This is a genomic window from Adonisia turfae CCMR0081 (assembly GCF_011009555.1).
Taxonomy (GTDB): Bacteria; Cyanobacteriota; Cyanobacteriia; order Phormidesmidales; family Phormidesmidaceae; genus Leptothoe; species Leptothoe turfae.
In genome coordinates this window covers 6,080,128-6,103,863 of record NZ_QXHD01000004.1, presented here as the reverse complement: position 1 = coordinate 6,103,863, position 23,736 = coordinate 6,080,128, and the positions used below count along the sequence as shown (strand labels likewise).

Here is a 23,736-nt window from a genome sequence, read left to right as displayed (position 1 = left end):
TAGAAACTATACGCTCACTCACCTCTCCACAGAAGTCAACTGTTATACCACCCCCAATGATTCACCTGGCCCAGTAAATGCTGGGCCGCCTGCAAAACTGACATCTCAGCAATATCAATTTTGGGAATTTCTTGACCGCGACGCACCAAGTCATGACGGTAAGTACGATCATAATAAGTCAAGATAATTGCAGCCGCAGCTGCCAGTTCCCCCTTCTTAATGTGCTGAACGGCCTCCTGGGTACGTAGTCCCCCCAAACGCTTGCGGAGACGCTCAGTAGCGGCTGTTAACTCATCTAAGTTTGCTTGACCATAAACATCCACCAAAATTGCCAACCGTTCTGCCTCGGAGCGAACCACCTCCAGGGTGGGAGCCGCTTCCATCTGGTCCACAATTTCCTCCGGTACTCGGCAGGTACCCACACGGCGACTTTCCGCCTCAACCCAAACAGGGCGCTGAGGGTTAAAGGTTGCCCATTGCTCAGCAATCAGATTTTCAAACTGCTCAGTACTGGGCTGGGGGGGCAACATCAGGGCTCCATAGCTGCTGCCACGATGATTGGCTAAACCTTCTAGGTCTAAAACCTGTTCTCCTAACTTTCTAAGGGCATGGAGAATATCGGTTTTGCCTGTGCCAGTCATACCGCCCACCACAATCAGGGTTCGAGGGGTGGCTAACGTGGTTCTCACCCAGTGGCGAAAAGCCTTGTAGCCCCCTTTCAACAACTTGACCTCTAAACCACTGGTCTCTAAAAGCCAGCCAACAGACCCACTGCGCATCCCACCACGCCAGCAGTGCACCCTGACCTGACGCTCCGGAGCCAAAGCCTTAGCCTGTTTAACTAAACCCACCATTTTAGGAGCCACTAACTCCAACCCCAATTCAACGGCAGTCTCTTGTCCCTGCTGTTTGTAGCAAGTGCCCACCTGAGCCCGTTCTTCATCCGAAAACAGAGGAAAGCTCAAGGCTTCAGGCAGATGCCCCTGGGCATACTCCCCAGGACTACGCACATCTAAAATCGGACCGGGGGCCTGCCAAAAGTCAGAAATTGGGAGAAGTTGGGTCACCACATAGTTACTGAAAAAACAAATGAAACCCCTCAGGATTTCACCCTCTGATTGTAAAAGGCGCTTGTCCCTCCACAGCAGGGACAACATTGCCAATGTGACGGCTATGGCTATATCCCTGAGTCTTTAAAGCACTCAAGCAATCATTGACACGGTTCTGGGGAATGGCTGCCACGAGTCCTCCAGAGGTTTGAGGGTCAAACAAGAGTGGGTAATTGGAGTGATGGGGGTGAGGATTATGTAAGTGCTGTTCAATCTGCTGATTACGTTTTTGGAGAGAGCTAAGATAGCCTGCCTCAAAACAGGTGTGCGCGCCGGGCAATACAGGCAAAGCATCCAGATTCAAATCTATCGCTACCTCAGGCCGCAACATTTCATGGAGATGGCCCAATAAACCAAATCCAGTCACATCCGTACAGGCCACTACACCATGTTTTTGGAAACACGTGGCAGCCATCTGATTTGACTGCACCATAGTGGCCACAGCAGCTTCGATCCACCGCCCTTTAGCCGCCCGCTGCATATCTGCCGCAAATAATACCCCCGTCCCCAGGGGCTTAGTCAAAATTAAGCCTAAACCAGGTCGCAAGTTTTGTTTGGTCAAAATCTGATCGGCAGCAACCCAACCGTTACAGGCAAAACCTAGAGATAGCTCTGGACCTTCGGTGGTGTGCCCGCCCACGAGCCAGGTCTGGGCAGGGGCCAATGCCTGGTAGGTCCCTGCCATCAATTGATAAAGGGTCTCCGTTTGGAGAGTATCTGTTCCGTAGGGCAATGTAGCCAGCGCTAAAACCGTTTGGGGCGTTGCCCCCATGGCAAAGAGATCGCTTAAACAGTGGTTCACACAGATCTGCGCAAACGTGTAGGGATCATCCACAATGGCTCGAAACTGATCCACCGTTTGCACGGCTAGCTTGTCAGCGGGCATGGCAACTACGGCAGCATCATCCGGTGCATCTAAACCGACCTTGACGGGGTTCGACCAGTGCTCCATCTCTGGAAATTCTGCCCTGGCGCGGTTTAAGGCCCGACTCAGCACTGAACTACTGACCTTGGAGCCGCATCCGGCACAGTGGAGCGTCATGGTTGCACTCTCCGGTGTCATCTTGCTACCGCTTACCATGGGGGGGAACTGATCAAACAGCGCCATAAATTTGCCATCGATCTGATGTTTCCAGCGCCGAAACCATATAGATTCAGCAGACCAGCGACCGCGAGATGCGATCGCCCCCCCCATGCCCAAATCAATTATGTTGAGAAACTGACGCTGGGGCTTAAAGGGCTTGAGGGATTTTCCAGAGAAATAACGCTGCAGATTGTTATATAGGGGGGGGCCTTGTCGCACAGCAAATACCCCAGCCTTAGGACGGCGATGGTTCGCCATGGTAGCCACATCCCCCACAGCAAATATATTGGAGTGGGACAAGGTTTGCAGCGTATCTTGGACCAAAATAAACCCATCTTTATCCGTTGATAGCCCCGTACGAGCCAGCCAGGGTGCGGCACTGGCACTGGTAACCCAAAACACGCGATCGCAACTCACCTTTAACCCCGACTCACAGTGCACCTGGACAGCCCCCGCTGTCGCCGGCTCCAATGCACAAACCGATTCTGATAAATGGGTATGGATATTGCGATCTCGAAAAATCTTAGCCAGCTGGCGTTGCGTCGTCCGGTTACGCCCCGTTGCTAATCGCGCCCCTCGATGAAACACATGGATATTTGCCGCTTCACCCACAACCTGCTGTAGCCGCACCTGCATGTTGAGGGCTAGCTCCACTCCACCGACACCACCACCGACAATGCCAATGGTGGCCGACTGCGCCTGATCTAATCCTTCTAAATAGTGATGCCAGGCTCGTAACAAGTTGGGCACAGGTTTGGCCGGAATTGCATATTCTTTCGCCCCCGGCACCGACACTGTCCCCGGTGTACTACCAATATCGATGGACAGAGCGTCATAGCGCATCGGCGGATGATGGTGACAGTGAATCAGCTGTTGATTCACATCAATATCAACCACCTCATCCATAATCAATCGGCAATTGGCAAACCGAGTCAGCGGCCGCAAATCAATATGGGACTGGTCAAAGTCATAGAGCCCTGAAATATGGCAAGGCAACATCCCAGAATAAGGAGTATCCACCAGGTTGGTAATCAGCGTCAGCCGCACCCCCGCCGGTAGACCGTTCATGCCAATTTTGCGTAGCACAATAGCGTGGGTGTGCCCTCCCCCCACAAAAAATAAATCCGTATGAATCGAAGTTGTCGCCTGCATAGCCATCAGGGAGCCAATAAAAACCGCGCACCGCGCCCACTATAGATAGCAGAAAAAATAGGGTGACGCGTGAATTTTTCCTGAAGAGCTGGTGCCAGACTTCAGCGACAGCAGCGCTAATTACCCCCTAATTCCTGAAAGCGTGGATCGCCCCGCAGCCCATCAAATGCAGGCTCCTTATTCGCCATGGCAATCCACTGCGTAGGATTGAGGGCAAAGGCCTTTTGTAAGGCCAACAGGGCAAAATCATCCGCCTGCATCTGGGCATGGCAGTAGGCCTTGAGATACCAGGCTAAATCCAGATCCATTTTTAGCGCCACCGCCTGATTAAAATTTGCGATCGCAGGCCGAAACTCTTCCAGCAACATCAGGGCCAGACCACGTCGCACCCAGGCTTCGTAATAATCAGCCTGGAGGTCAATGGCCTCGGTGTAGCATGCGATCGCGTTTTGGGATTGCCCCTGCTCATCCAAGAAAACACCTTTTTGATACCAATCCACCGGAGTTTGTAATTGCTCATCCATCGATCCCATCCCCCTCTCGAATTCACTCTCAAGACTGCATAGGCCAACCCATATGTTTTATTACAACCACCTAAAAACATCCTTGACACTAATCAGAAAAACAAATGTATGCAATTTCAAGAAATTGATGTACATTAGCGGGCAATACTATGAGCAGCAGTTGGGCAAACTAATGCGATCGATCAATGACTTTCAGTCATAGACGCACTTTATTAAATCTCCGTAATTAAAGCTCCGTAATATTGAGGCTGCCCTAGGCTAATTCAGTTCCGCCCTAAACTGATTTACCCATTGACCTAGGAAAACATTGTAAAGGCCAGTCTTTCAAAACCAATCGTTCTGCGTTTTCGGGATATATGAAATCGAGTTCTTTTAAATCCATTCCTCTCAAGGGGTTTACCCAAACTCTTATGGGTCGCTTTAAAAAACTCATGCAATCCCGACGCCGACGTACTGCTTACACCAGGGTTTTACTTTTGGGGGTTCTGTCTTTATGGATGATCATCGGTCTGGTCTTGCCGGCCCAACGCAAAACCGCCAAGGCTGCCGAAGTAGAACTCGCCAGAGCTTCAAATCCTTGGAGTTTTGCTTCATTTCCAGTAGAGAATTTTCAAGCCTACACCTCTCCCTTTGGTTATCGCCAATCCCCCTATGGAGGCGAACAATTCCACTATGGGTTAGACATCGCTGCTCCGCTGGGCAGCTATATCCGCAACTGGTGGGAAGGCCATGTGGTGGAAATCTCAGACGATAGCGCCTGCGGCACCTCCGTGGTCATTGAATCAGGAGAGTGGCTGCACATTTATTGCCATATGCAAGGCTATGTCTCCTATGAAGAAGGGAGACGGGTTATGGTAGATCCCGATGGCAATATTCGTATTCGAGAAGGGGCCAATATCGGCACTGGCCAGCCCATTGGTCGTGTCGGTATGACAGGACGCACCACCGGCCCTCACTTACACTGGGGCTTAAAGTTTGAAAATAGCTGGGTAGATCCAGCGATGGTTTTACGAGCAATGTATGACGATCAGCAGGCCATTCGATAGGTTTGAATGCATTGCCATGGGCGGCTACAAGCACCGAGCGGACGGTTAACGTTCTCTACAAGTTCCGACTCTCACCGGGCTTCATGATTTGCACTCTTGAGTCTTTATGATCTGTAGCACAATCTATCAACCAGCCGAGATGCTATCGTCTAGCTAAGGCCATCATTGCGAGTGGCTGGGTACATTACAGCTGTACCCCTGTTCGACAACCACCCACTTAAACTATGACTGCTCCAATGTCTGAAGCTGAAAACACTCGCGCTGTTCTTCGCTCTCAAGAGCCCAATTCACAATATGAGCTGCCTTGGAATCGTGAAGGTGAGTTCGAAATCGAGGCACTCATCGTCAGTCAGAGTAAAGATGACTTGCTGGTCAAAGTTAAAACTGACCGCGGTGAAAATCATCTCACCATCTCAGGTTTTCTTCCCGGTAGAGTATCCGGTCAGCGCTGGCGCTTAGAGTGTCTACGCACCTCCGGTCGGATTGAATTGCTGGACGGCGCACCACTCGAATAGACCTCCGCGCTGTTACTCAAGCCTTGAGACCGCAGTTAGGTTTAGTTAACGTACCCTTGGCTACTACAAGGGTACGTTTTAGGGCGAACTTGAGGCGCTGATAGGGCTACAGCCTCGCCTTTATTCCCTCGCTCATTGATGAGGGGTCGGCAGGTCTACGTATTCACTCACAATGCCGCGAAACTCTTCACCATCGATCGTCTCTTTTTCAACCAACCGATCGACTAAGCGATCGAGTAGTGAGCGATTGGTCTTCAGCATTGAGCGCGCTTTAATGTACGCCGTCATGGCAATTTCCCGCACACGTTGGTCAATTTTGGCAGCCATTTCCTCTGAGTATTCCGAGCGCTGCATCAGGTCGCTACGCCCCAAGAATACGGCACTGCTGGGAGATTCCATGGCAAATGACCCCAGCTCTGACATACCGAAACGCGTAATCATCTGACGGGCGATATTGGTCACCTGCTGAATATCGTTAGCAGCCCCCTGGGTTACCTCATCAGATCCAAAAACAATCTCTTCAGCCGCACGCCCTCCGAGGGCCATAGTGATGCGGTCAATCAATTCCGCATAGGAAATCAAGCCATCATCCACCCGATCTTCCTTGGGCAGATAGCTGGCAAAACCACCCACACCGCCAGATCGAGGAATGATTGTCACCTTTGCTAGGGGATCGGAATGCTTCAGCATGGTGCTGACCAACGCATGCCCGACTTCGTGATAGGCTATCAACCGCTTCTTTTTACTATCGAGTAGCGGTGTCAGGGTGAGTCCAATGGTCAGTCGGTCGATGGCGTCATCAATTTCTGCCATGGTGACGGCATCTTTGCGACGGCGGGCTGTCAGAATAGCGGCTTCATTCAGCAAATTAGCCAACTGAGCACCGGAAAAACCAGGGGTGCGACGTGCGATCGCATCCAGGTTGACATCATCCGCAATCTTCTTATCCCGCGCATGCACATCCAAAATACCCAAACGCCCTTTATAGCCAGGCAAATCAACGGTAATTTGACGATCAAATCGACCGGGACGCAACAATGCAGCATCCAGAACATCGGGACGATTTGTGGCAGCAATCACAATGATGCCGCTGTTACCTTCAAAACCATCCATCTCCGTCAGTAGCTGGTTTAGGGTTTGTTCACGTTCATCATTACCGCCACCAATACCGGCTCCACGCTGACGACCAACGGCATCGATTTCATCAATAAAGACGATGCAAGGGGAGTTTTCCTTGGCTTTCTTAAACAGGTCACGGACACGGGAAGCCCCCACCCCCACAAACATTTCCACAAATTCAGAGCCTGAGATACTAAAGAACGGCACACCGGCCTCACCAGCAATTGCTTTAGCTAGGAGGGTTTTACCGGTGCCAGGCTGGCCCACCAGCAACACACCTTTTGGAATACGGGCTCCAATGGCCGTAAACTTCTCAGGATTTTTGAGGAAGACCACCACTTCCTGTAGCTCTTCCTTCGCTTCCTCAATCCCGGCCACATCATCAAACATGACCCCGGTCTTAGCTTCCATTTGAAACCGGGCACGGGAGCGGCCAAAATTCATGGCACCGCTAGCCGAATTAGCAGACCGCCGCAGGATCATTAACAGCGCAAACACCACAATCAGGGCTAACAAGGCATTCACGGCTAATCCCGTCAGCGCACTATTATCTGAGCGTTCTAGAACTTCATATTCAACATCACTGCTGCCGCGCAGCTTTTGTAGCAAAGGTTGGTTGTAAACATCATTGGCAAACAGGGTCACCTCATGTAGCGGCGCATTATCGTCATCGCCTTTAATGCGCACATTGGCTACACCCCGCAGGTTGTCCAGCTCAACCCGCTGCACATCACCCTGCTCCAGTTTCTCTAACAGCTGGCCATAGGTAATTTTAGTTTCTTCATCCCCTTCTGCCTGGGCAAGGACTGGCTGAGTTGCCACCATGGGGGCTGCAATCAGAGTTTGCAACACAAACCATCCAGTGGCCAAAGTCCGAGCAGCCCGACGGCTAAGGGCAGATTTATGGGACGAGGGGGGGGTGGGCTTATTCATAGAAGAGAACGTAGAACTAAAAATACAGCTAGTAAGCCAGTGGGTCTTTGTCAAATCAATATCCTCAGTTTAGCGTTCTAATCTGCTAACCAGGGGGCGATGATAGACATCCCTGAACCGATAGGAATTTATCGGGCGATCGCAACAATGCCATTCTGCCCACCAAACCCAAAACTACTACACAACACATGGTTCACGGTTTTAGCGTCAGGGGAAGCAACTCGCACAAAATTCAGATCAAACTCAGGCTTACTGAGACCAACACAGGGGGGTAAACACTGCTGTTGCAGGCTTAACACACTAAACACAACGCCCATCAACCCAGCGGCACCCAGGGTATGGCCCGTGGCTCCTTTAGTGGAACTGACGGCAGCCTCAGGAAACAGCTGCTGAATCATGTATGCCTCGTTGGCATCATTAAGGCGAGTACCCGTGCCATGGGTATGGATGTAGTCAATGTCATCTGGATGTAAACCACTACGCTGTAAACATTGGTGGGCCACAGATAAGGTTCCATCTGGACGGGAAGAACTAATGTGGTACGCGTCATTACTCAGGCCAAAACCCAATATTTGGCCGTAGTAATTAGACGGGCGTGTGCTTGTCCCCCTAATTTCTAAAACTACAGCCGCTGCGCCTTCTCCCAGGACTAATCCACTGCGATCGCAATCAAAGGGATAGCAGCCATCCTTCGCCATCGCCCCCATCCGTCGAAACCCCGCCAGCGTTAAGGGCGTAATCGGCGCATCCACAGCCACCACCACCACTCGCTCACATTGCCCTGCCTGGAGCAACATATAGCCCTGGAACAGAGCCCACAAACCTGTGGCGCAGGCCGCCATCGGAGCCAGCACAGGCCCTTGGCTACCCACTGCTTGAGCGATCTGATGCGACAAACCGCAGGGCAATGCAGCGAGCCAATGATGCATTGCCATATCACCCCGTGCCATGGCCTCCCAACGGTTTAAATAACTACGGCTAGAACCCACCACCACCCCACAATCCACCAGTGACGATGATGGGAGACCGGCATCCGCCATGGCGGCTTTGACAGCGGTAATCGCAATATCTTCTGGGTCAGAAGGCAATTTGCCTGCCATGCCCACGGGCATGACAGGCAATGAGGGAAAAGGCTGGCGTAGTGCGATCGCACTTTTACCCGCTAGTAAGTTGGCCCAGGTTGTCTTGGTTGTTTTCCCCAAGGCTGTCCATAAACCAATGCCGGTAATATCGACATCAACCATCAAGCAAACTTACCAAGACGTTCCCTACACTATTCAGTCACCAAGTTGTCCAAGCCCTCAAGCACCGTGGCCGATTCAACCACATCTCCCTGTTGAATAGCATCCACAGTATCCAGACCTTCAGTGACATACCCAAAGACAGCATAGCTACCGTCTAAGAAAGGCAAATCTGCCAGTGCAAAGTAAAACTGGGAAGAGGCCGAATCAGGAAATTGTGAGCGTGCCATAGCCACTGCACCGTGGGTATGCTGCAAAGCAGGCTGAGAATTTTCAAGGGTTTGACCATAGATAGGTTGCTCTGAGCCCGCAGGGGTTATCTCCAAAGGAATCAGGCGTTTTTCCTGGGTATCAGGATCAACAAAACCACCCGTACCAAGTTGCTGAACAGGCACAGTAGGATCCTTGCTCTGTGGATCTCCCCCCTGCACCACAAACGGTTGAGGCTCACGCACTACTCGATGGAAGACAGTGCCGTCATAAACACCGCGTTCAACTAAGTCAACAAAGTTACCAGCTGTAATTGGAGCTTGAGTACCATCAACCTCCACCAGAACTCGCTCCCCATTCACTGTCAACTCAACAGTGGCCTTACCCTCTAGACGAGCCAGACCCTCAGGTATAGAAGGAGTCACAGCCAACTCCGCTGACTCAGCAGGCTCAGCTAGCGAAGTGGTGCTCGACTCAGATGGGTCAGTGGCCCCAGCCGTACAGCCCACCATAAACAAAGCCACTACCAAACCAATGGCCCATTGCATCCGGAAACCGAAAACCATGATTAATTCCTTTGTTCACTAAGGGCACCATATCTTGTCACAGGGAAACACCCTTTTCAATAGGGAGCCTCCTGGACATTCGGCACTATTTATTACAGACCTTCTAGGGGAACCTGCAGAAAGCGAGCCAACTCAGCACCCTGATTTTCCACAGATGCCAGCGACATCGGTTGACCAACACGGGTCAATGGAATATCTCCTTTACCTTTAACCTTCAGATAAAGCGCACGCTTAGGACTTAATCCTTCTCGAATATCAACACGAATCGCCGTGACAGACGCCAAAGGATATTTGAAGTCAATCTTGCGGTTTTTACCCGGAAAACCCCAGCGAAAAATCTGCACTTCCTCGCTCTTCTTATCAAAGAGGTTATAGCCACCTCCAACATTCCAAGCACAGATTAACCAAAGGTAAAGCGATAGCAGCAAAGCCGCTATGCCATAGAAACACATCACCACCCCTTGTGGGATAAAGATAAGCTGTGTGGGATCTGCAAACGGCAAAAGGTTAATCCCCATGTAGCTAGAAATGCCTGCCAGCAAAAATCCCGTTCCCCCAATGGTCGTTACCACGGCCCACCAATAGTTGCTCCAACGACGAGCTCCTAAAATTTCACGACGCAGGACACTATCCTTATTGGTTGTGTCAGAAACAGTTGCTTTAGAAACAGCCATGTTGATTTAGAAAGAGTATTGAAATGAGGTTGGCAGACTGACTGAATAGTCAGCATTGCCAAAGCATCGCTTTAAACTAGAAAACTATTAACCAGGCAATGATTAAGCCTATAGTCAGTTTAAAGTCTAAGGTTAACAAACGGTATAAATCCCACACCCAAAATCATCAGGAACCATTATCTGACTGGTACGGAGCAACTGTTAAAAGCACTCTCAATAAATGATGACTGAGCAAATGAGATAAAACCACTACAGATTTGCTGTTTTTGAGCTAACAGAGTCCCTATCAGGTCATCTATTATTTCAGGCAAACAACCTTTTTAATTAACTTAGCGATTTCATAAGCACAGCCCCTACTTCAGCCTTCCAAAAGAATACAGATTCTGATAGGATCAACCTTAACTTTTGCAACGTTTACAACCCACTAGTGATACCCAAATGAGTCAGGGTTCATAGACTCGTTGATTGGTTTTAGATCAATTTGTCAACTATTTTCAGAAGAGGATTCCATGACCAGTCAGCCCGACCGCGTGGTTTTAATCGGTGTTGCCGGTGATTCAGGATGTGGAAAGTCTACATTTTTGAAACGCCTCAGCGATCTGTTCGGTGAAGAATTTATGACCGTCATCTGTTTGGATGACTACCATAGTCTGGATCGTCAGCAACGCAAGCAAGCTGGGGTGACGGCCCTCAACCCAAAAGCAAACAATTTCGATCTGATGTATGAGCAAATCAAGGCTCTTAAGTCAGGACAATCTATCGATAAGCCAATTTACAACCACGAAACTGGTTTCATTGATCCGCCTGAACGTATTGATCCAAATCATGTGGTCGTTATTGAAGGTCTGCACCCCCTTTACGATGGGCGAGTTCGTGATCTGCTAGATTTCAGCGTTTATCTTGACATTAGCGACGAAGTCAAAATTGCCTGGAAAATCCAGCGTGATATGGCTGAGCGAGGCCATACCTATGAGGATGTTCTAGCCTCTATTCAAGCCCGTAAGCCTGACTTTGAAGCCTATATCGACGTTCAGAAGCAATACGCCGATGTCGTTCTGCAGGTTCTACCCACAAATCTGATTAAGGAGGACAAAGAGCGCAAGATTTTACGGGTACAAATGATTCAGAAGGAAGGCATTGAAGGCTTTGAGCCCGCCTACCTATTTGATGAAGGTTCTACCATTAACTGGGTGCCCTGTGGTCGAAAACTAACTTGCTCCTATCCTGGCATCCGTATGACCTATGGTCCTGATACCTATATGGGCAATGAGGTGTCAGTTCTAGAAATTGATGGCCAGTTTGAGAAGCTGGAGGAGCTAATCTATGTTGAAGAGCACCTCAGTAATATCTCCACCCGCAGCTACGGTGAAATGACTGAGCTGTTGTTAAAGCATCGGGAATATCCTGGCTCTAACAATGGTACCGGCCTCTTCCAAGTGCTGGTTGGATTGAAAATGCGCGCTACTTACGAACGTCTAACGAATACGCGAGCTGGTGTTAGTGCCGCCGTCGTCGCTTAAGACGCTTATTTAAGCTGAAGACACTTGCTTAATCAGTCAAAGTACTATCAGTTCGATGCCATTTTGCTGGTTCAGCAAAATGGCATTTTTCTGGATATGGGCAGGATTTTTCTAAAACGGGATACTGAATGACTACAGGATAAGGACTGTCATATTCCAGTATTCCGCCGGGAATGCTATATTGGCTGCTGTGCCTTCATGAATATTTGATGAGCAGTAACATCTTGCTGTTATTGGGTTAATTCAACCTCTTATGAAGACAGCGGAATTCATCTACAGACATGGTGTCCCCATCGAATCAAGCTGAAGAGCATGGGAGAATCCTGAAGGCCCCAAATACTGGCGGAATAATATAGTAAAGAAATTATTGACGGCCTGATTTTTTCTCGAAGATTTATCATTTCACGGTTAGCATGGCTTCAGGTTCTCATCTCAGCAGTATTCTTATAGTCGAAGATAGTCAAGGTCGACGGGAGATTGTCCTAGATAGCTCCGTCTATTCTGTTGGTCGCGATGCAAAATGTGATATTCGCTTAGCTTCACAGTTTGTTTCTCGGCACCACGCCACACTAGTGCAGCTTCCTAGGGACGACGAGACCTACTACTATCGGATTGTAGATGGAAACCTGAAAGGTAAGCCTAGTGCCAATGGCATGCTCATTAACGGGCGTAAGCTACAGGCCCATGATCTAAAAAATGAAGACGAGATTGTCTTTGGGCCACAAGCACGGGCCATTTACTATCAGTTGAAACGGGATACCACATCAACTGTTCCCCCCGACGAATTCGATATCACGTTGATCAGCCCCAACATGATTGATGAAGAAGAGGAAAGTGAATTAAATGGGTAGTTTAAGTACTTTCTGACCGTATCCCATTACGCAAAACTCAAAAGGGGTCTATGGAAGTTTTGCAGGCCCCTGTGTATTAATTATTACTGGCTTGTTGATAAGCGGGTTAACCTGCTTTGCTTTCGAGAGCCTGATTAACCTGCTGAAAAACCTTGTGACAATGGTTATTGACCTGTAACGGCAGCTCTTCATTCTTCACTACCAGATTCACAGTTGCAGCACTATGTTGGGTGACTAGCTCAGTTTCATCGGTAGAACCGATCAAAACCTCAACCGTAGCTAGCTTGCTGAAGGAAACCAGACCAGGGCGTTCTTTAGCCATCATGTAGTCTCCATCCTGATAGACCAAATGAAGACCACAGGACTGTAGTACATCTGGTAGGGATTCACGCAAGTTATTTGCGGGTAGAACGCTTACAAAAATGTTGGTATACCGGGCCATAGAAAATTCTGGAGCTATTGCACAATTTCAGAATCTAAGGGTGTTTAAGATAGGGAGCAGTAAATTTAGACTAAACAATAAGTCACAAACTTGCAATTTTTTGTCCAGATATACTATGTCACTAGATCTAGATATAAATCTGCATCTACCTTTACCCTTCTCGAAAACAGTAAGCTTTTCAGGATAAATGTAGGTTAAATTCCCAGAGCATCCCTGTTGGGTTAGTGTAATGATATTCTGCTGCTGAGGAAAAGGATGCGCGGTAAACTTATCGTCTTTGAGGGAATTGAAGGTAGTGGTAAAACTACGCAAATTCAGCATCTGCGTCAGTGGTTAGAGCACACACTTCTCAGCAGTGGTCCATCTGACTATCCAACGGGGGTGATTGTCACTCGACAACCAGGGGGCACCAGCATTGGCCAAGAAATCAGACAGATTTTATTACAGTCGTCAAAAAATGCTGAGAGTCTAACGAGTCGGACTGAGCTGTTGCTGTATGCGGCTGATCGTACACAGCATGTGGAACGAATTTTGATTCCTGCCCTTGAAACTGGACATCTGGTACTTTGCGATCGCTACACCGCATCAACGGTTGCTTACCAAGGCTATGGCAGACAGCTAGACCTAAATCTGATCAACAACCTTAACGCCATTGCCACTGGTGGTTTGACCAGCGATCTTACCCTATGGCTCAAGCTAGACGTCATGCAAGGGCTTAAACGCATAGCCAACCGTGGCGAAGCCGATCGGATCGAACAGGCCGGAGTTGAGTTTCATCGTAGGGTCCATAAGGGTTTCAGCATCCAAGCCGAAGGGGATGAGTTCGTTACCGTGGATGCTAGCCTCAACCCAGAAGCAGTGGCTGAGCAAATTCAAGCCATCGTCTCCAAGTATTTACAGCAGTGGTATGCCTTCTAAATTGTCCTCAGCCTCAATGGGGCAAACACAGCAGTTGATGCAGCACTTTGCTGACATTGTTGGGCAGTCCCAGGCCGTTGACCTACTGGTTCAGGCCGTCATTCGCCAACGGATTGCCCCTGGTTATTTATTTATAGGCCCCAATGGCATTGGGCGTAGCCTAGCTGCCACAGCCTTTGCCACTATGCTGCTTGGCGATCAACACACCGCCCCAAATAACCTTCAACGTCGTATTCAGTCTCGCAATCATCCTGATTTATTGTGGGTTGAGCCCACTTATTTGCACCAAAACAAGCTATTGACCGTCGCTGAAGCCCAAGCAGCTGGTATTAAACGACGGGGTCGTCCCCAGGTTCGTCTTGACCAGATTCGAGACATTGCTCGGTTTTTAAGTCGTCCACCCTTAGAAGCCTCCAAAGCCATAGTGGTGATTGAAGCAGCCGAGCTAATTGCAGAAGCAGCCGCCAACGGCCTATTAAAAACCCTGGAAGAGCCGGGGCAGGCGTCAGTTATCTTAATTGCCCCCGACCAACAGGCACTGCTACCCACATTAATTTCACGTTGTCAGACCATTCCATTTCGGCGATTGAGCCCAGCTGACATGGCTCAAGTATTGACTAAGGTGGGTCACCAGGAGATTTTGGACTCCCCTGAAGTACTCTCCCTGGCCCAAGGATGTCCGGGTAGTGCGATCGCAAGTTGGCAACAGCTACAGTCCATCCCACCAGAGCTAATACAACAGGTCAGCCAACCCATTAGCAACGTCCGTAGCGCCCTAGAACTCGCCCGCCAAATCGTACAAATCCTCGCACCAGAATCCCAGCTTTGGTTACTGGACTATCTCCAACAAAGCCGCTGGCGGCAAGGCCATGCCCAAGGCATGGAACACCTGGAATTAGCACGCAAGCAGCTGCTCAGATATGTGCAACCGCGTTTGGTATGGGAAGTGACGTTAATGAACTTGATTTATTGAAGAATTAAACTAAACAGTACAATTCAGCCAATTTTCTCTAACCCCAGCACCATAGAGAAAGAACTTAATGATCCATATGGTTCCACAGTCTGCGCAACGTCCCCTGAGAAAAACCAGCGTCTGGATTGGGGCTACATTACTTTTATTCATTGCCACTGCATCCTTACTAGCCCTACGGTCTGCACGGCAGGCACGACAGGCAGCCCTGGAAGAAGCTGCTAAACCACCCCCCGAACGAGTAGATGTCGCTGCCCTGGGGCGGATTGAACCCAAAAGCGAAGTGATTGATGTGGCCGCCGCTGAGACTGGAGTGCTCGCTAAATTACTGGTGCAAGAAGGCGTGCAGGTAAAGTCTGGCCAAGTCTTAGCTGAGCTAGATATGTACGAAATCCGTAAAGCTGAGCGGGACTATGCCGCCAGTCAGCTGGCGGAAGCTCAGCAAACCTTAGCGGCGGAGCGCAGTCTAGGCGCGGCCCGGATTACCGAAGCTAACACCAAAGCGGGGCAAATTGATCAGCCGCAGATTCAGGCGATTGAGGCCCAGGCAGCTCAGATTCGCAGCTTAGAAGCTCGCCTGGCTCTGGCGGAAACCGATCTGGCTCGGTTTAAGGATTTGTTTAGCCAAGGGGCCATTACCCGTCAAGATTTGGACCGTCAGCAAACCGAGGTCGACGAACTCACCAGCGACATTGCCAATGCTGTGGCCACCAAAACCCAGCTAGAACTAGCTCGAAATACCGCCTTAGACAATGCGGCTGCCCAAGTTTCCATGGCAGAGGCAGATTTACAACTGGCCTCCGTAGAAACTGGCGTAGAAGCGGCTCAGCAGAATTTAGCCCTGGCCGAAGCGAGACTTAATCGCACCGTGATCAAAGCACCAGCTGCGGGTCAAATTCTCGATATCTATGTGCGCCCAGGGGAGACTGTGTCTAACAATCGGCTGCTTTCCATGGGCGATACGCAGGAAATGTATGTAGTCGCCGAGGTCTATGAAACGGATGTGGGCCTGGTGAAAGCGGGACAAAAGGCGATGATTACTAGCCGTAACGGAGCCTTTGCAGGAGAACTGACCGGCACCGTAGAAACGATCGGTCTGCAAATCTTTAAAAATGATGTGTTGGACGATGACCCGGCTGCCAATGCCGATGCCCGCATTGTGGAGGTGCGCATTGCAGTCGATCAAGATGATGCCGTCGCCATGCTGACTAATCTTCAGGTGGATGTGCTGATCGACATCCAAGCTGAGGAGAACTAGCGATGGCCAGGGTGTCGGTGGCTTGGGCCAACTTAATGCACGAGCGTACCAGGTTAGTGGTTGCGATCGCAGGTGTGGCTTTCGCCGTCATTCTAATTTTTATGAACCTTGGGTTCATGGGAGCCCTGATCTCCACTGCCACCAATTTCTATGAACAGTTCAATGCCGAGCTCTTCTTAATTTCGCCAGAAACACTGGAAATTAGCACTTCTACCGCCTTTCCACGGGAGCGACTGTACCAGGTCGCTGGCGTGGATGGTGTGGAGCGCGTCATGCCCCTCTACAGCGAATATCTACTGTGGCGTAACCCAGAAACCGGTGTCAGCCGCGCCATCTTTGTCTATGGCGTCAATCCCAATGACCCCGTATTTCTGATGCCTGAATTACAGGGTGAAGAGGCCCGCCGCATCCTCAGTCAACCCGACACCGTATTTATGGACAGATTCTCACGCCCCGAGTTTGGCCCCCAAGACATTGGCACCACCACTGAAGCGGATCGTCGTCGCGCCACCATCGGCGGCACCTATTTTCTAGGAGGTGGATTTGCGGCTGATGGCACCCTGATCATGAGCGATCAGAATTTTATCAGGTATCTAGAACCACGACCGTTGAGTCTGGTCAATGTGGGCCTCGTCCAACTCCAGCCAGGGGTCTCGGCAGAAAAAGTGGCAGAAACCATGCGCTCAGTCCTACCCGCCGATGTGGATGTGTACACCAAGGCAGGCATCATCGAGCATGACTCCACCTACTGGCTAGAAGCCACATCCATTGGCTTTATTTTCAGCATGGGTGTAATGGTTTCATTTGTAGTGGGGGCTGTGATTGTCTATCAGATCTTGTTTACTGACATTCGCGATCACCTGCCTGAGTACGCCACCATGAAAGCCATGGGGTATCGCTCCCAGTACTTATTCAAAATCGTGCTGCAGGAAGCAATTTTATTGGCATTATTGGGCTATATTCCGGGGCTAGCAGCGGCTCTCGGGCTCTACCATCTCACCGCCACCGCCACCGCTGGCACGTTACCCGTCGCCATGAACGGTGGTCGAGTCATCTTTGTGCTGATCCTAACATTAGTCATGTGCTGCCTATCGGGTCTGATTTCCGTACGCAAAGCGGTGAAAGCTGACCCAGCAGAAATCTTTTAGAGGGGAAAGCCATGATCAAACGCATTCCCCTAGCCTGGCTCAACCTGACCCACGACCGCAGACGTTTTGCCACGTCGTTAGCGGGTGTAGGCTTTGCTGTGCTGCTGATGTTTATGTTCAACGGGTTTATGAATGCCCTGTACGACAGTCAGCTCCAGCTACTCAATCGGTTTAACGGTGAGGTAATAATCGTCAATCGATTGCGTACCAACATGTTTGTGCCTCGGGCCTTTGCCCGCAGGCGGCTGTACCAGGCCCGTGCCTTCGAAGGTGTCCAGGACGCCTTCGCCATATACGTCAGTGAAGTGAACTGGAAAAATCCAGACAATCGTACGTCGCGTGGTGTCAGGGTCATTGCCATCAACCCCGATGAACCAGTCCTCAATATTCCTGAAATCAAGGCCCATCGCCAGGTTTTGAAGCTCCCAGAAACCGCGCTCATGGATACCCAATCACGGGCAGAGGTAGGGCCAGTGGAAGCTGGAGTAGTGAGTGAATTGGCCGATCGACGCATTCGTTTGGTCGGCACCTTTACCATGGGCACTGACTTTGCCTCAGGCAATGGCAACCTGATCATGAGCGACCAAAATTTTCTGCGCTACTTTGCTGACCGAGGTCCCGAGGAGGATAAGCGTAGCTTTGCCACGGTGGATATAGGTGTCGTCAAACTTGAACCAGGAACCAATGTCGATCGCATCGTGAAAACGCTGCAGGACAATCTACCCAATGATGTGTTGGTCATGGCTCGCGATGGGGAGAACGGTTTTGTCATTCGCGAACGTAAATATTGGCAAGAAAACACCAACATCGGCTTTGTGTTTTCGCTGCTGACCAGCATGGGCTTTTTTGTCGGCATTATCCTGGTCTACCAGATTCTCTACACCGATGTGGCAGACCACTGGGCTGAATATGCCACGCTCAAGGCCATGGGCTACAAAAATGGCTATCTACTGGGGGTCGTGATGCAAGAAGCCTTGATCTTATCTGTATTGGGATTTATTCCAGGGGTTCTGGTCAGTCAGCTGCTCTATCAGGCAGCAGGTAATGCCACTGGTCTATTTTTTCAAATGACCCCCGAACGCGTCCTGAATTTGCTAGTGGCCACATTCATTATGTGTTTAGTGTCGGGGGCGATCGCAGTCCGCAAAGTCCAAACCACCGACCCAGCAGACGTGTTTTAGCAACTTTTATAGTGGCGTTGAATTAGGTTAATAGCATGTTCAAAACTCAGCAACAATCTACGTTTGACCCTCCACAGGACGACCTAGCCGTCCATATTCAGCATCTTAACTATTACTTTGGTATCGGCGACCTGAGCAAGCAGGTGCTGTTCGACATTTCCCTGGAGCTACCCAAGGGTCAGATTGTTATCCTGACCGGCCCATCAGGTTCCGGTAAGACAACACTGCTCACCCTGGCGGGGGCTTTGCGACATTTACAGGACGGCAGTCTGCGCATACTGGACCAAGAACTCGTTGGCATGAGCGAACGCGCCATGGTCAATGTCCGACGCAATATCGGCTTTATCTTTCAAGCTCACAATTTATTTGAGTCTCTGACCGCCAGCCAAAATGTAGAAATGGCCGTGGAACTGACAGGAGACTTTGTTTCAAAGCGAGAGCAGGCCGTAGCCATGCTCAGTGCACTGGGACTCGCTGATCGAGTCGATTATAAGCCCCATTCGCTGTCTGGGGGACAAAAACAACAGGTGGCAATTGCCCGAGCCCTAGTCAACCATCCAAAGCTAATTTTGGCTGATGAACCCACAGCGGCCTTAGATAAAAAGTCTGGTCGGGACGTGGTCAACTATCTCCACACCCTATCGCGACAAGAGGGTTGCACCGTGCTGATGGTTACCCATGACAACCGTATTTTAGACGTAGCCGATCGGATTATTAACCTGGTGGACGGTCGTCTAGAATCAGATACCACTCCCAATGCCTTTGTCCAAAGCAAGACAAAAGGTGCCATGACAGAAGTCAGCGCCGACATGTTCATCATGTAAGTGGTAAACCACCTATGAAATTTACAAATGGAGCCCAAGAGTTAACCTATGAACGGGTTCAAGACTATCTAAGTGGCAGCGTATTTAAGAAAACGGTGCGGGCGAGCGATGAAAAGCCTTATTTTGACTTAATTTACCAAAATACAACGCTGATTGAGCTTTACATATTGCCCTGGGAGGCGCATCCTTACCCCGATAAGGAACTGGCCATTGTGCGAGCCAGCAGCTGTGTGGCCATCGGCTGTGGCCCAGAGTTATATTTACTGAGGTTTTTACTGGACGAAAACCGAAAAATGCGATTTGGCTCCTTTCAGACCGATGAAGCCGGTACTGTATTTTTTGCTAACCGGATTTTGGGTGGCCAACATATGGACCCAACAGAGCTAGAAGTATGTTTGCTGTCGGTGGGTGCGATCGCAAGTCATTATAGCGACATCATGCTTGACAAGTTTGACGGTCAGCGTGCCCGCAACTCAACACCAACCTCTAAACTATAAGAGTATAAAAACCTTCACTCCGCACTATGGAAGACCTAGCAACCTACGACGGTATTTTTGTAGCTTTGGCCATCATTATTTTGGCTAGTGGTTTCATCATGTTATTTGGCAATCTCATTGGCGTGAATAAAAATTGGAAATAAGAAATAACAGAGATATGAAACATGTTGCCTAGTTCGTGATTTTCCGTTAGCGCGCATCGCTTTAGGGGAATTTTACCTATAGAAAACAGCTAGTCCGTTTGGACTAGCTGTTTCTCATTTCACCGAACCTATAGGTTTAATTCGGGTATCAAGTCAGAGCGGGACAGGTCTCCAAGCATAGAAGTCAGGAGTCAGAAGCCAGAATTCATGAGCTTCTAACTCCCACTCAGCCAAGCTTTCCCAGCTTAAATTGATGCCCTTACTTCTCGATAAAGCAGGCTTAAATGGAAGCTCAGATTTCTTACAAAAAGATTTTTATTGTTGGTTGTCCTCGCTCGGGCACTACGTGGTTACAGAAAATGCTCTCTAATCATAGAAATGTGATTCCCGTAAAAAATGAGAGTCATATTTATCGGCTTATCTATGAGCCATTCACCTATATCACTAAATTAAATGCACAACGCCGTTGGCAAGACTGGCCACGCTTCGCAAGACATTTTGGCATCACTGCTTTGTTGTTTGGAGCAACCTCTTCAAATGTTTGGAACAGTATCTTGAAGAGCTACCAAATTTATCAAAAAAACAACGATATCGGTTTACATCATCTCATTAGCTATCAACAACTTAAAACCTTAATCCACCAAGTAAGACAAAACTCAGATTCAGATCTAGAGAAGGCCCAGTACCTAATCCAGCTTATTATCGATATTTTTTTTGAACAGGTGGGCGGACAGCCGCAACAGTTTTTTCTCGAAAAAACTCCATTTCACATTAAATATGCTGATGTCATCTTAAATAGTTGGCCCGAAGCCAGAATCATCAACATAGTCCGAGATGGTCGGGATGTTTGTGCGTCTTTACAAGCCAGAGCTACAACAAAGCGATGGGCTGAATACGACACAAGAACCATAATTTCTCAATGGGAAAGATGCATTGCTTTAAGTGAAAAACTTTCTCTAGATCCAGCCTTTTCAGCTCGTATGTATTCAATCAAATATGAGGAACTGCGAGAAGATCCGATCGCTCAACTCAATCAAATCTGTAACTTTATTGATTTAGAGATTACGACTACAGAACTGAGCCAAATTATAGAATCCTACAATATTGAAAACATTAAGAATAAAGGCATTGGCCAACATATCAACAAGGGAAATATCAACAACTGGAAAACAGCCTTATCGCAAGAACATATCGACCTGTGGCATCAATCTGCCGGAAAAACCCTAACGCGACTCGGTTATTCGTTAACTTAGTTGTCCAGTTGGATACTTTCTAAGCTCAATTCAAAACTCAACATTTACCACTCAAAACTTCAAGGTTGCTCATGCTTCTTAACCTAGTGAACTTTTTCAAACCCCTTGTCATTAAAGGTTTGCAGCAGCGTTAGGCTGGCTATATAAACCAAGGGGTTATACACTTCTTAACCAATATTTTCGCCCTTAATTTCCGTTAAGAGGTTATTTTCCCCGCTCTACCAGCTCAGACGCCCTATAACCTAACAAGTCAATCTGAGCTTGGCCAATAGTCGTCTCTTTAGAAAAAGGGGTAAACCTAATGGCAAAAGCTGCTGTCTCTCGTTCACGAAACGTGGCGATTGTAGGCCCATATTCCAGTGGTAAAACCACATTGCTTGAAAGTCTACTTTCGGTCACCGATACGATTTCTCGAAAAGGATCCATTCCTGAAGGTAATACGATTGGAGACCATACACCTGAAGCCCGCAATCGCCAAATGACGGTCGAAACGAATGCCGCCTGTACTGAGTACGGCGGCATTCGTTTTACATTCCTTGACTGCCCAGGTTCCATCGAGCTGCTCCAAGAACCGCTACATGTATTGATGGGAGTAGATGCCGCCATCGTCGTGTGCGAACCTGACCCTAGCCGAGTACTTACCGTATCGCCACTGCTGCATTTTCTAGATAAATGGGAAATTCCCCATGTTCTCTGGCTCAACAAAATGGATCGGGCCAGTGCACCATTTTCTGACGTCTTAGAAGCCTTAAAATCAGTCTCCAGTCGGCCCCTGGTCCCCCATCAATATCCCATCGGCGCTGGAGCAGACTTGGTCGGGTTCATTGATTTAGTCAGTGAGCAGGCCTATCACTACCACGCAGGAGCCGCCGCCGATCCAGTGCCATTGCCTCAGGAGTTGGCGGTCGAAGAAGCAATAGCCCGCACGGAAATGCTAGAGACCCTGGCAGACTTCGATGATCACCTCTTAGAAGAGCTACTGGAAGAAATTGATCCACCGGAGGACGAGATTATCCAGGATCTCAAAATGGAACTGGGCGCAGACCTAGTGGTGCCCGTCTTTGTCGGTGTAGCCTCTAAGGACTATGGCGTTCGTCCACTGCTGGATGCATTAGTACGAGAAACGCCTGAGCCTCAGGTCACTGCAGAACGACGTGGCATTGATCTGAACTCTACTGAGCCTTTGGTTCAGATTCTCAAAACCTACTACAGTCCCCAAGGCGGCAAACTGTCTTTAGCTCGGCTGTGGCGAGGCACCCTCAAGGATGGAGCCAACCTAGGGCTAGATCGCATGGGCGGTTTGTATTCTTTGATGGGTAGTCAGCAGCAGGCACTCAGTGCAGCTGAAGCAGGTAGCGTGGTTGCAATCGCACGTCTAGAACACGCTAGGACTGGCGACACCCTCACCACAGCAGAAAACTCTGACGAAACCTTACCTATCGCAGATATTCTGCCAGCGGTTTACTCCTTAGCCATTGCTCCCGAAAAGCGCGATGACGAAGTCAAGCTGAGTGGAGCACTCAACAAGCTAGTAGATGAAGATCCTGCTCTGCATTGGGAACAACATGGCGACACCCACGAAGTAATCTTGTGGGGACAAGGAGACGTCCATCTCAAAATTGCCATGGACTGGCTCCGCCGTAAGTACAATCTATCCATGGTCACTCACGTTCCTCAGGTGGCCTATAAAGAGACCATTCGCAATGCCAAAGAGGACATTCGTGGGCGCTATAAGCACCAGACCGGCGGCCATGGACAGTTTGGTGATATTTACATCGACATTCAGCCCCTACCGCGCGGAGAAGGGTTTAAGTTCGCTGAGAAAATTGTTGGCGGCGTTGTTCCTAAACAATACATTCCCAGTGTTGAGACTGGTGTGAGAGAGTTTCTCAAGCAAGGGCCATTAGGCTTCCCAGTGGTGGATGTCTCGGTCACCCTTAAGAACGGGTCGTACCACCATGTAGACAGTTCTGACCAGGCATTTAAGCAGGCTGCACGCATTGCCATGCAAACGGGTCTACCCGAGTGCAAACCTGCGCTGTTAGAGCCGATTGCCTCTCTGTCTATATCCGTTCCGAATCGGTTTACCTCTAACGTGCTCACTCTGATTAGCGGTCGTCGGGGTCAGGTGATGGGGTATACCAACAAGGCTAACTGGCCTGGTTGGGATGAGGTGTCTGCACAGCTACCGGTTGCTGAAATGCAAACGCTGATCCTGGAACTGCGTTCGTTGAGTATGGGTGTGGGCTTCTTCAGCTGGCAGTACGACCATCTGAATACTGTACCTGAGAGATTAAAGGAGAAAATTGTGGCTGAGGCTAGCAACCATAAGTAACCGCACAAACTCTCATAACTAAAATCAGGTGCGCTGTTATTTAACTAAGTGACGGCGCACCTTGATCTGTCTGGGATATGATAAGTACATCTATTCTATGATGACGATATTGGGTAGCACTTCCGCTGCAAGGATTGGTGGGCGCTGCCCACCCTACCAATCATTAAAAATTGTCAGGAATTTTAGAGGCACAGACTGTATCTGACTATCACTAGGGAATGAA

At 49.3% G+C, this 23,736-nt stretch carries 21 protein-coding genes; 13 read left to right on the top strand and 8 right to left on the bottom strand.

The annotated features are described in order from the left end of the window. Positions 1–35: 35 nt before the first annotated feature. From mnmH to DXZ20_RS30000, 3 genes are all read right to left on the bottom strand, one after another. On the bottom strand, positions 36–1,067 hold the full coding sequence (gene mnmH, locus DXZ20_RS30010; protein WP_431732031.1) for a tRNA 2-selenouridine(34) synthase MnmH: 1,032 nt from the start codon (positions 1,065–1,067) through the stop codon (positions 36–38). Positions 1,068–1,107: 40 nt separating this feature from the next. Beyond that, the gene (gene selD, locus DXZ20_RS30005; protein ID WP_163702631.1) at positions 1,108–3,345 is read right to left on the bottom strand and encodes a selenide, water dikinase SelD; all 2,238 of its coding nucleotides are present in this window, start codon (positions 3,343–3,345) and stop codon (positions 1,108–1,110) included. A gap of 116 nt (positions 3,346–3,461) precedes the next feature. After that, a complete protein-coding gene (locus DXZ20_RS30000) occupies positions 3,462–3,869 on the bottom strand; it encodes a tetratricopeptide repeat protein (protein ID WP_163668038.1) in 408 nt (135 codons plus the stop codon). 410 nt (positions 3,870–4,279) lie between these two features. On the opposite strand from DXZ20_RS30000, the gene DXZ20_RS29995 reads away from it, so the two are divergent. Next, positions 4,280–4,915, top strand: coding sequence for a M23 family metallopeptidase (locus DXZ20_RS29995; protein ID WP_250565978.1), 636 nt, complete (start codon positions 4,280–4,282; stop codon positions 4,913–4,915). A gap of 224 nt (positions 4,916–5,139) precedes the next feature. Further along, on the top strand, positions 5,140–5,430 hold the full coding sequence (locus tag DXZ20_RS29990; RefSeq protein ID WP_163668033.1) for a hypothetical protein: 291 nt from the start codon (positions 5,140–5,142) through the stop codon (positions 5,428–5,430). A gap of 132 nt (positions 5,431–5,562) precedes the next feature. Here the strand turns inward: DXZ20_RS29990 and ftsH are convergent, their stop codons facing one another. The 4 genes from ftsH to DXZ20_RS29970 all read right to left on the bottom strand — a co-directional run bounded on the left by ftsH (position 5,563) and on the right by DXZ20_RS29970 (position 10,173). Beyond that, positions 5,563–7,482: an ATP-dependent zinc metalloprotease FtsH gene (gene ftsH, locus DXZ20_RS29985; protein ID WP_163702630.1), complete on the bottom strand. Its 1,920-nt coding sequence runs from the start codon at positions 7,480–7,482 to the stop codon at positions 5,563–5,565. A 128-nt stretch (positions 7,483–7,610) separates the two neighbouring features. Further along, a complete protein-coding gene (locus DXZ20_RS29980; RefSeq protein WP_163668029.1) occupies positions 7,611–8,726 on the bottom strand; it encodes a beta-ketoacyl-ACP synthase in 1,116 nt (371 codons plus the stop codon). Positions 8,727–8,755: 29 nt separating this feature from the next. After that, on the bottom strand, positions 8,756–9,499 hold the full coding sequence (locus DXZ20_RS29975) for a peptidylprolyl isomerase (protein WP_163702629.1): 744 nt from the start codon (positions 9,497–9,499) through the stop codon (positions 8,756–8,758). Between the two features lie 92 nt (positions 9,500–9,591). Further along, positions 9,592–10,173: a photosystem I assembly protein Ycf4 gene (locus DXZ20_RS29970; RefSeq protein ID WP_163668025.1), complete on the bottom strand. Its 582-nt coding sequence runs from the start codon at positions 10,171–10,173 to the stop codon at positions 9,592–9,594. A 509-nt stretch (positions 10,174–10,682) separates the two neighbouring features. On the opposite strand from DXZ20_RS29970, the gene DXZ20_RS29965 reads away from it, so the two are divergent. Together DXZ20_RS29965 and DXZ20_RS29960 are read left to right on the top strand one after the other, a co-directional pair. Next, complete coding sequence (locus DXZ20_RS29965) at positions 10,683–11,693, top strand: phosphoribulokinase (RefSeq protein ID WP_163668023.1); 1,011 nt, start codon at positions 10,683–10,685, stop codon at positions 11,691–11,693. 413 nt (positions 11,694–12,106) lie between these two features. Next, entirely contained in the window at positions 12,107–12,544 is a 438-nt protein-coding gene (locus DXZ20_RS29960) for an FHA domain-containing protein (protein WP_006515552.1), read from the top strand. A 106-nt stretch (positions 12,545–12,650) separates the two neighbouring features. On the opposite strand, the gene DXZ20_RS29955 is transcribed toward DXZ20_RS29960, so the two are convergent. After that, positions 12,651–12,986 (bottom strand): hypothetical protein, encoded by a 336-nt coding sequence (locus tag DXZ20_RS29955; protein ID WP_006515553.1) that lies wholly within the window; start codon positions 12,984–12,986, stop codon positions 12,651–12,653. 255 nt (positions 12,987–13,241) lie between these two features. On the opposite strand from DXZ20_RS29955, the gene tmk reads away from it, so the two are divergent. From tmk to DXZ20_RS29910, 9 genes are all read left to right on the top strand, one after another. After that, positions 13,242–13,904 carry a dTMP kinase gene (gene tmk, locus DXZ20_RS29950; protein WP_163668021.1) on the top strand — a complete coding sequence of 221 codons (663 nt, stop codon included), beginning with the start codon at positions 13,242–13,244 and terminating at the stop codon, positions 13,902–13,904. Further along, positions 13,894–14,877: a DNA polymerase III subunit delta' gene (locus DXZ20_RS29945; RefSeq protein ID WP_250565977.1), complete on the top strand. Its 984-nt coding sequence runs from the start codon at positions 13,894–13,896 to the stop codon at positions 14,875–14,877. The genes tmk and DXZ20_RS29945 overlap by 11 nt, the downstream gene beginning before the upstream one ends. A gap of 76 nt (positions 14,878–14,953) precedes the next feature. After that, on the top strand, positions 14,954–16,132 hold the full coding sequence (locus DXZ20_RS29940; RefSeq protein ID WP_250565090.1) for an efflux RND transporter periplasmic adaptor subunit: 1,179 nt from the start codon (positions 14,954–14,956) through the stop codon (positions 16,130–16,132). A gap of 2 nt (positions 16,133–16,134) precedes the next feature. Then, positions 16,135–17,280 carry an ABC transporter permease DevC gene (gene devC / locus DXZ20_RS29935; RefSeq protein WP_163668017.1) on the top strand — a complete coding sequence of 382 codons (1,146 nt, stop codon included), beginning with the start codon at positions 16,135–16,137 and terminating at the stop codon, positions 17,278–17,280. Between the two features lie 11 nt (positions 17,281–17,291). Continuing rightward, entirely contained in the window at positions 17,292–18,461 is a 1,170-nt protein-coding gene (gene devC / locus DXZ20_RS29930; RefSeq protein WP_163702628.1) for an ABC transporter permease DevC, read from the top strand. 35 nt (positions 18,462–18,496) lie between these two features. Beyond that, complete coding sequence (locus DXZ20_RS29925) at positions 18,497–19,285, top strand: ATP-binding cassette domain-containing protein (protein ID WP_163702627.1); 789 nt, start codon at positions 18,497–18,499, stop codon at positions 19,283–19,285. Between the two features lie 14 nt (positions 19,286–19,299). Further along, complete coding sequence (locus tag DXZ20_RS29920; protein ID WP_163702626.1) at positions 19,300–19,782, top strand: YbjN domain-containing protein; 483 nt, start codon at positions 19,300–19,302, stop codon at positions 19,780–19,782. 427 nt (positions 19,783–20,209) lie between these two features. Beyond that, on the top strand, positions 20,210–21,178 hold the full coding sequence (locus tag DXZ20_RS29915) for a sulfotransferase family protein (protein WP_163702625.1): 969 nt from the start codon (positions 20,210–20,212) through the stop codon (positions 21,176–21,178). 301 nt (positions 21,179–21,479) lie between these two features. Next, the gene (locus tag DXZ20_RS29910; RefSeq protein ID WP_163702624.1) at positions 21,480–23,513 is read left to right on the top strand and encodes an elongation factor G; all 2,034 of its coding nucleotides are present in this window, start codon (positions 21,480–21,482) and stop codon (positions 23,511–23,513) included. Positions 23,514–23,736 lie beyond the last annotated feature (223 nt).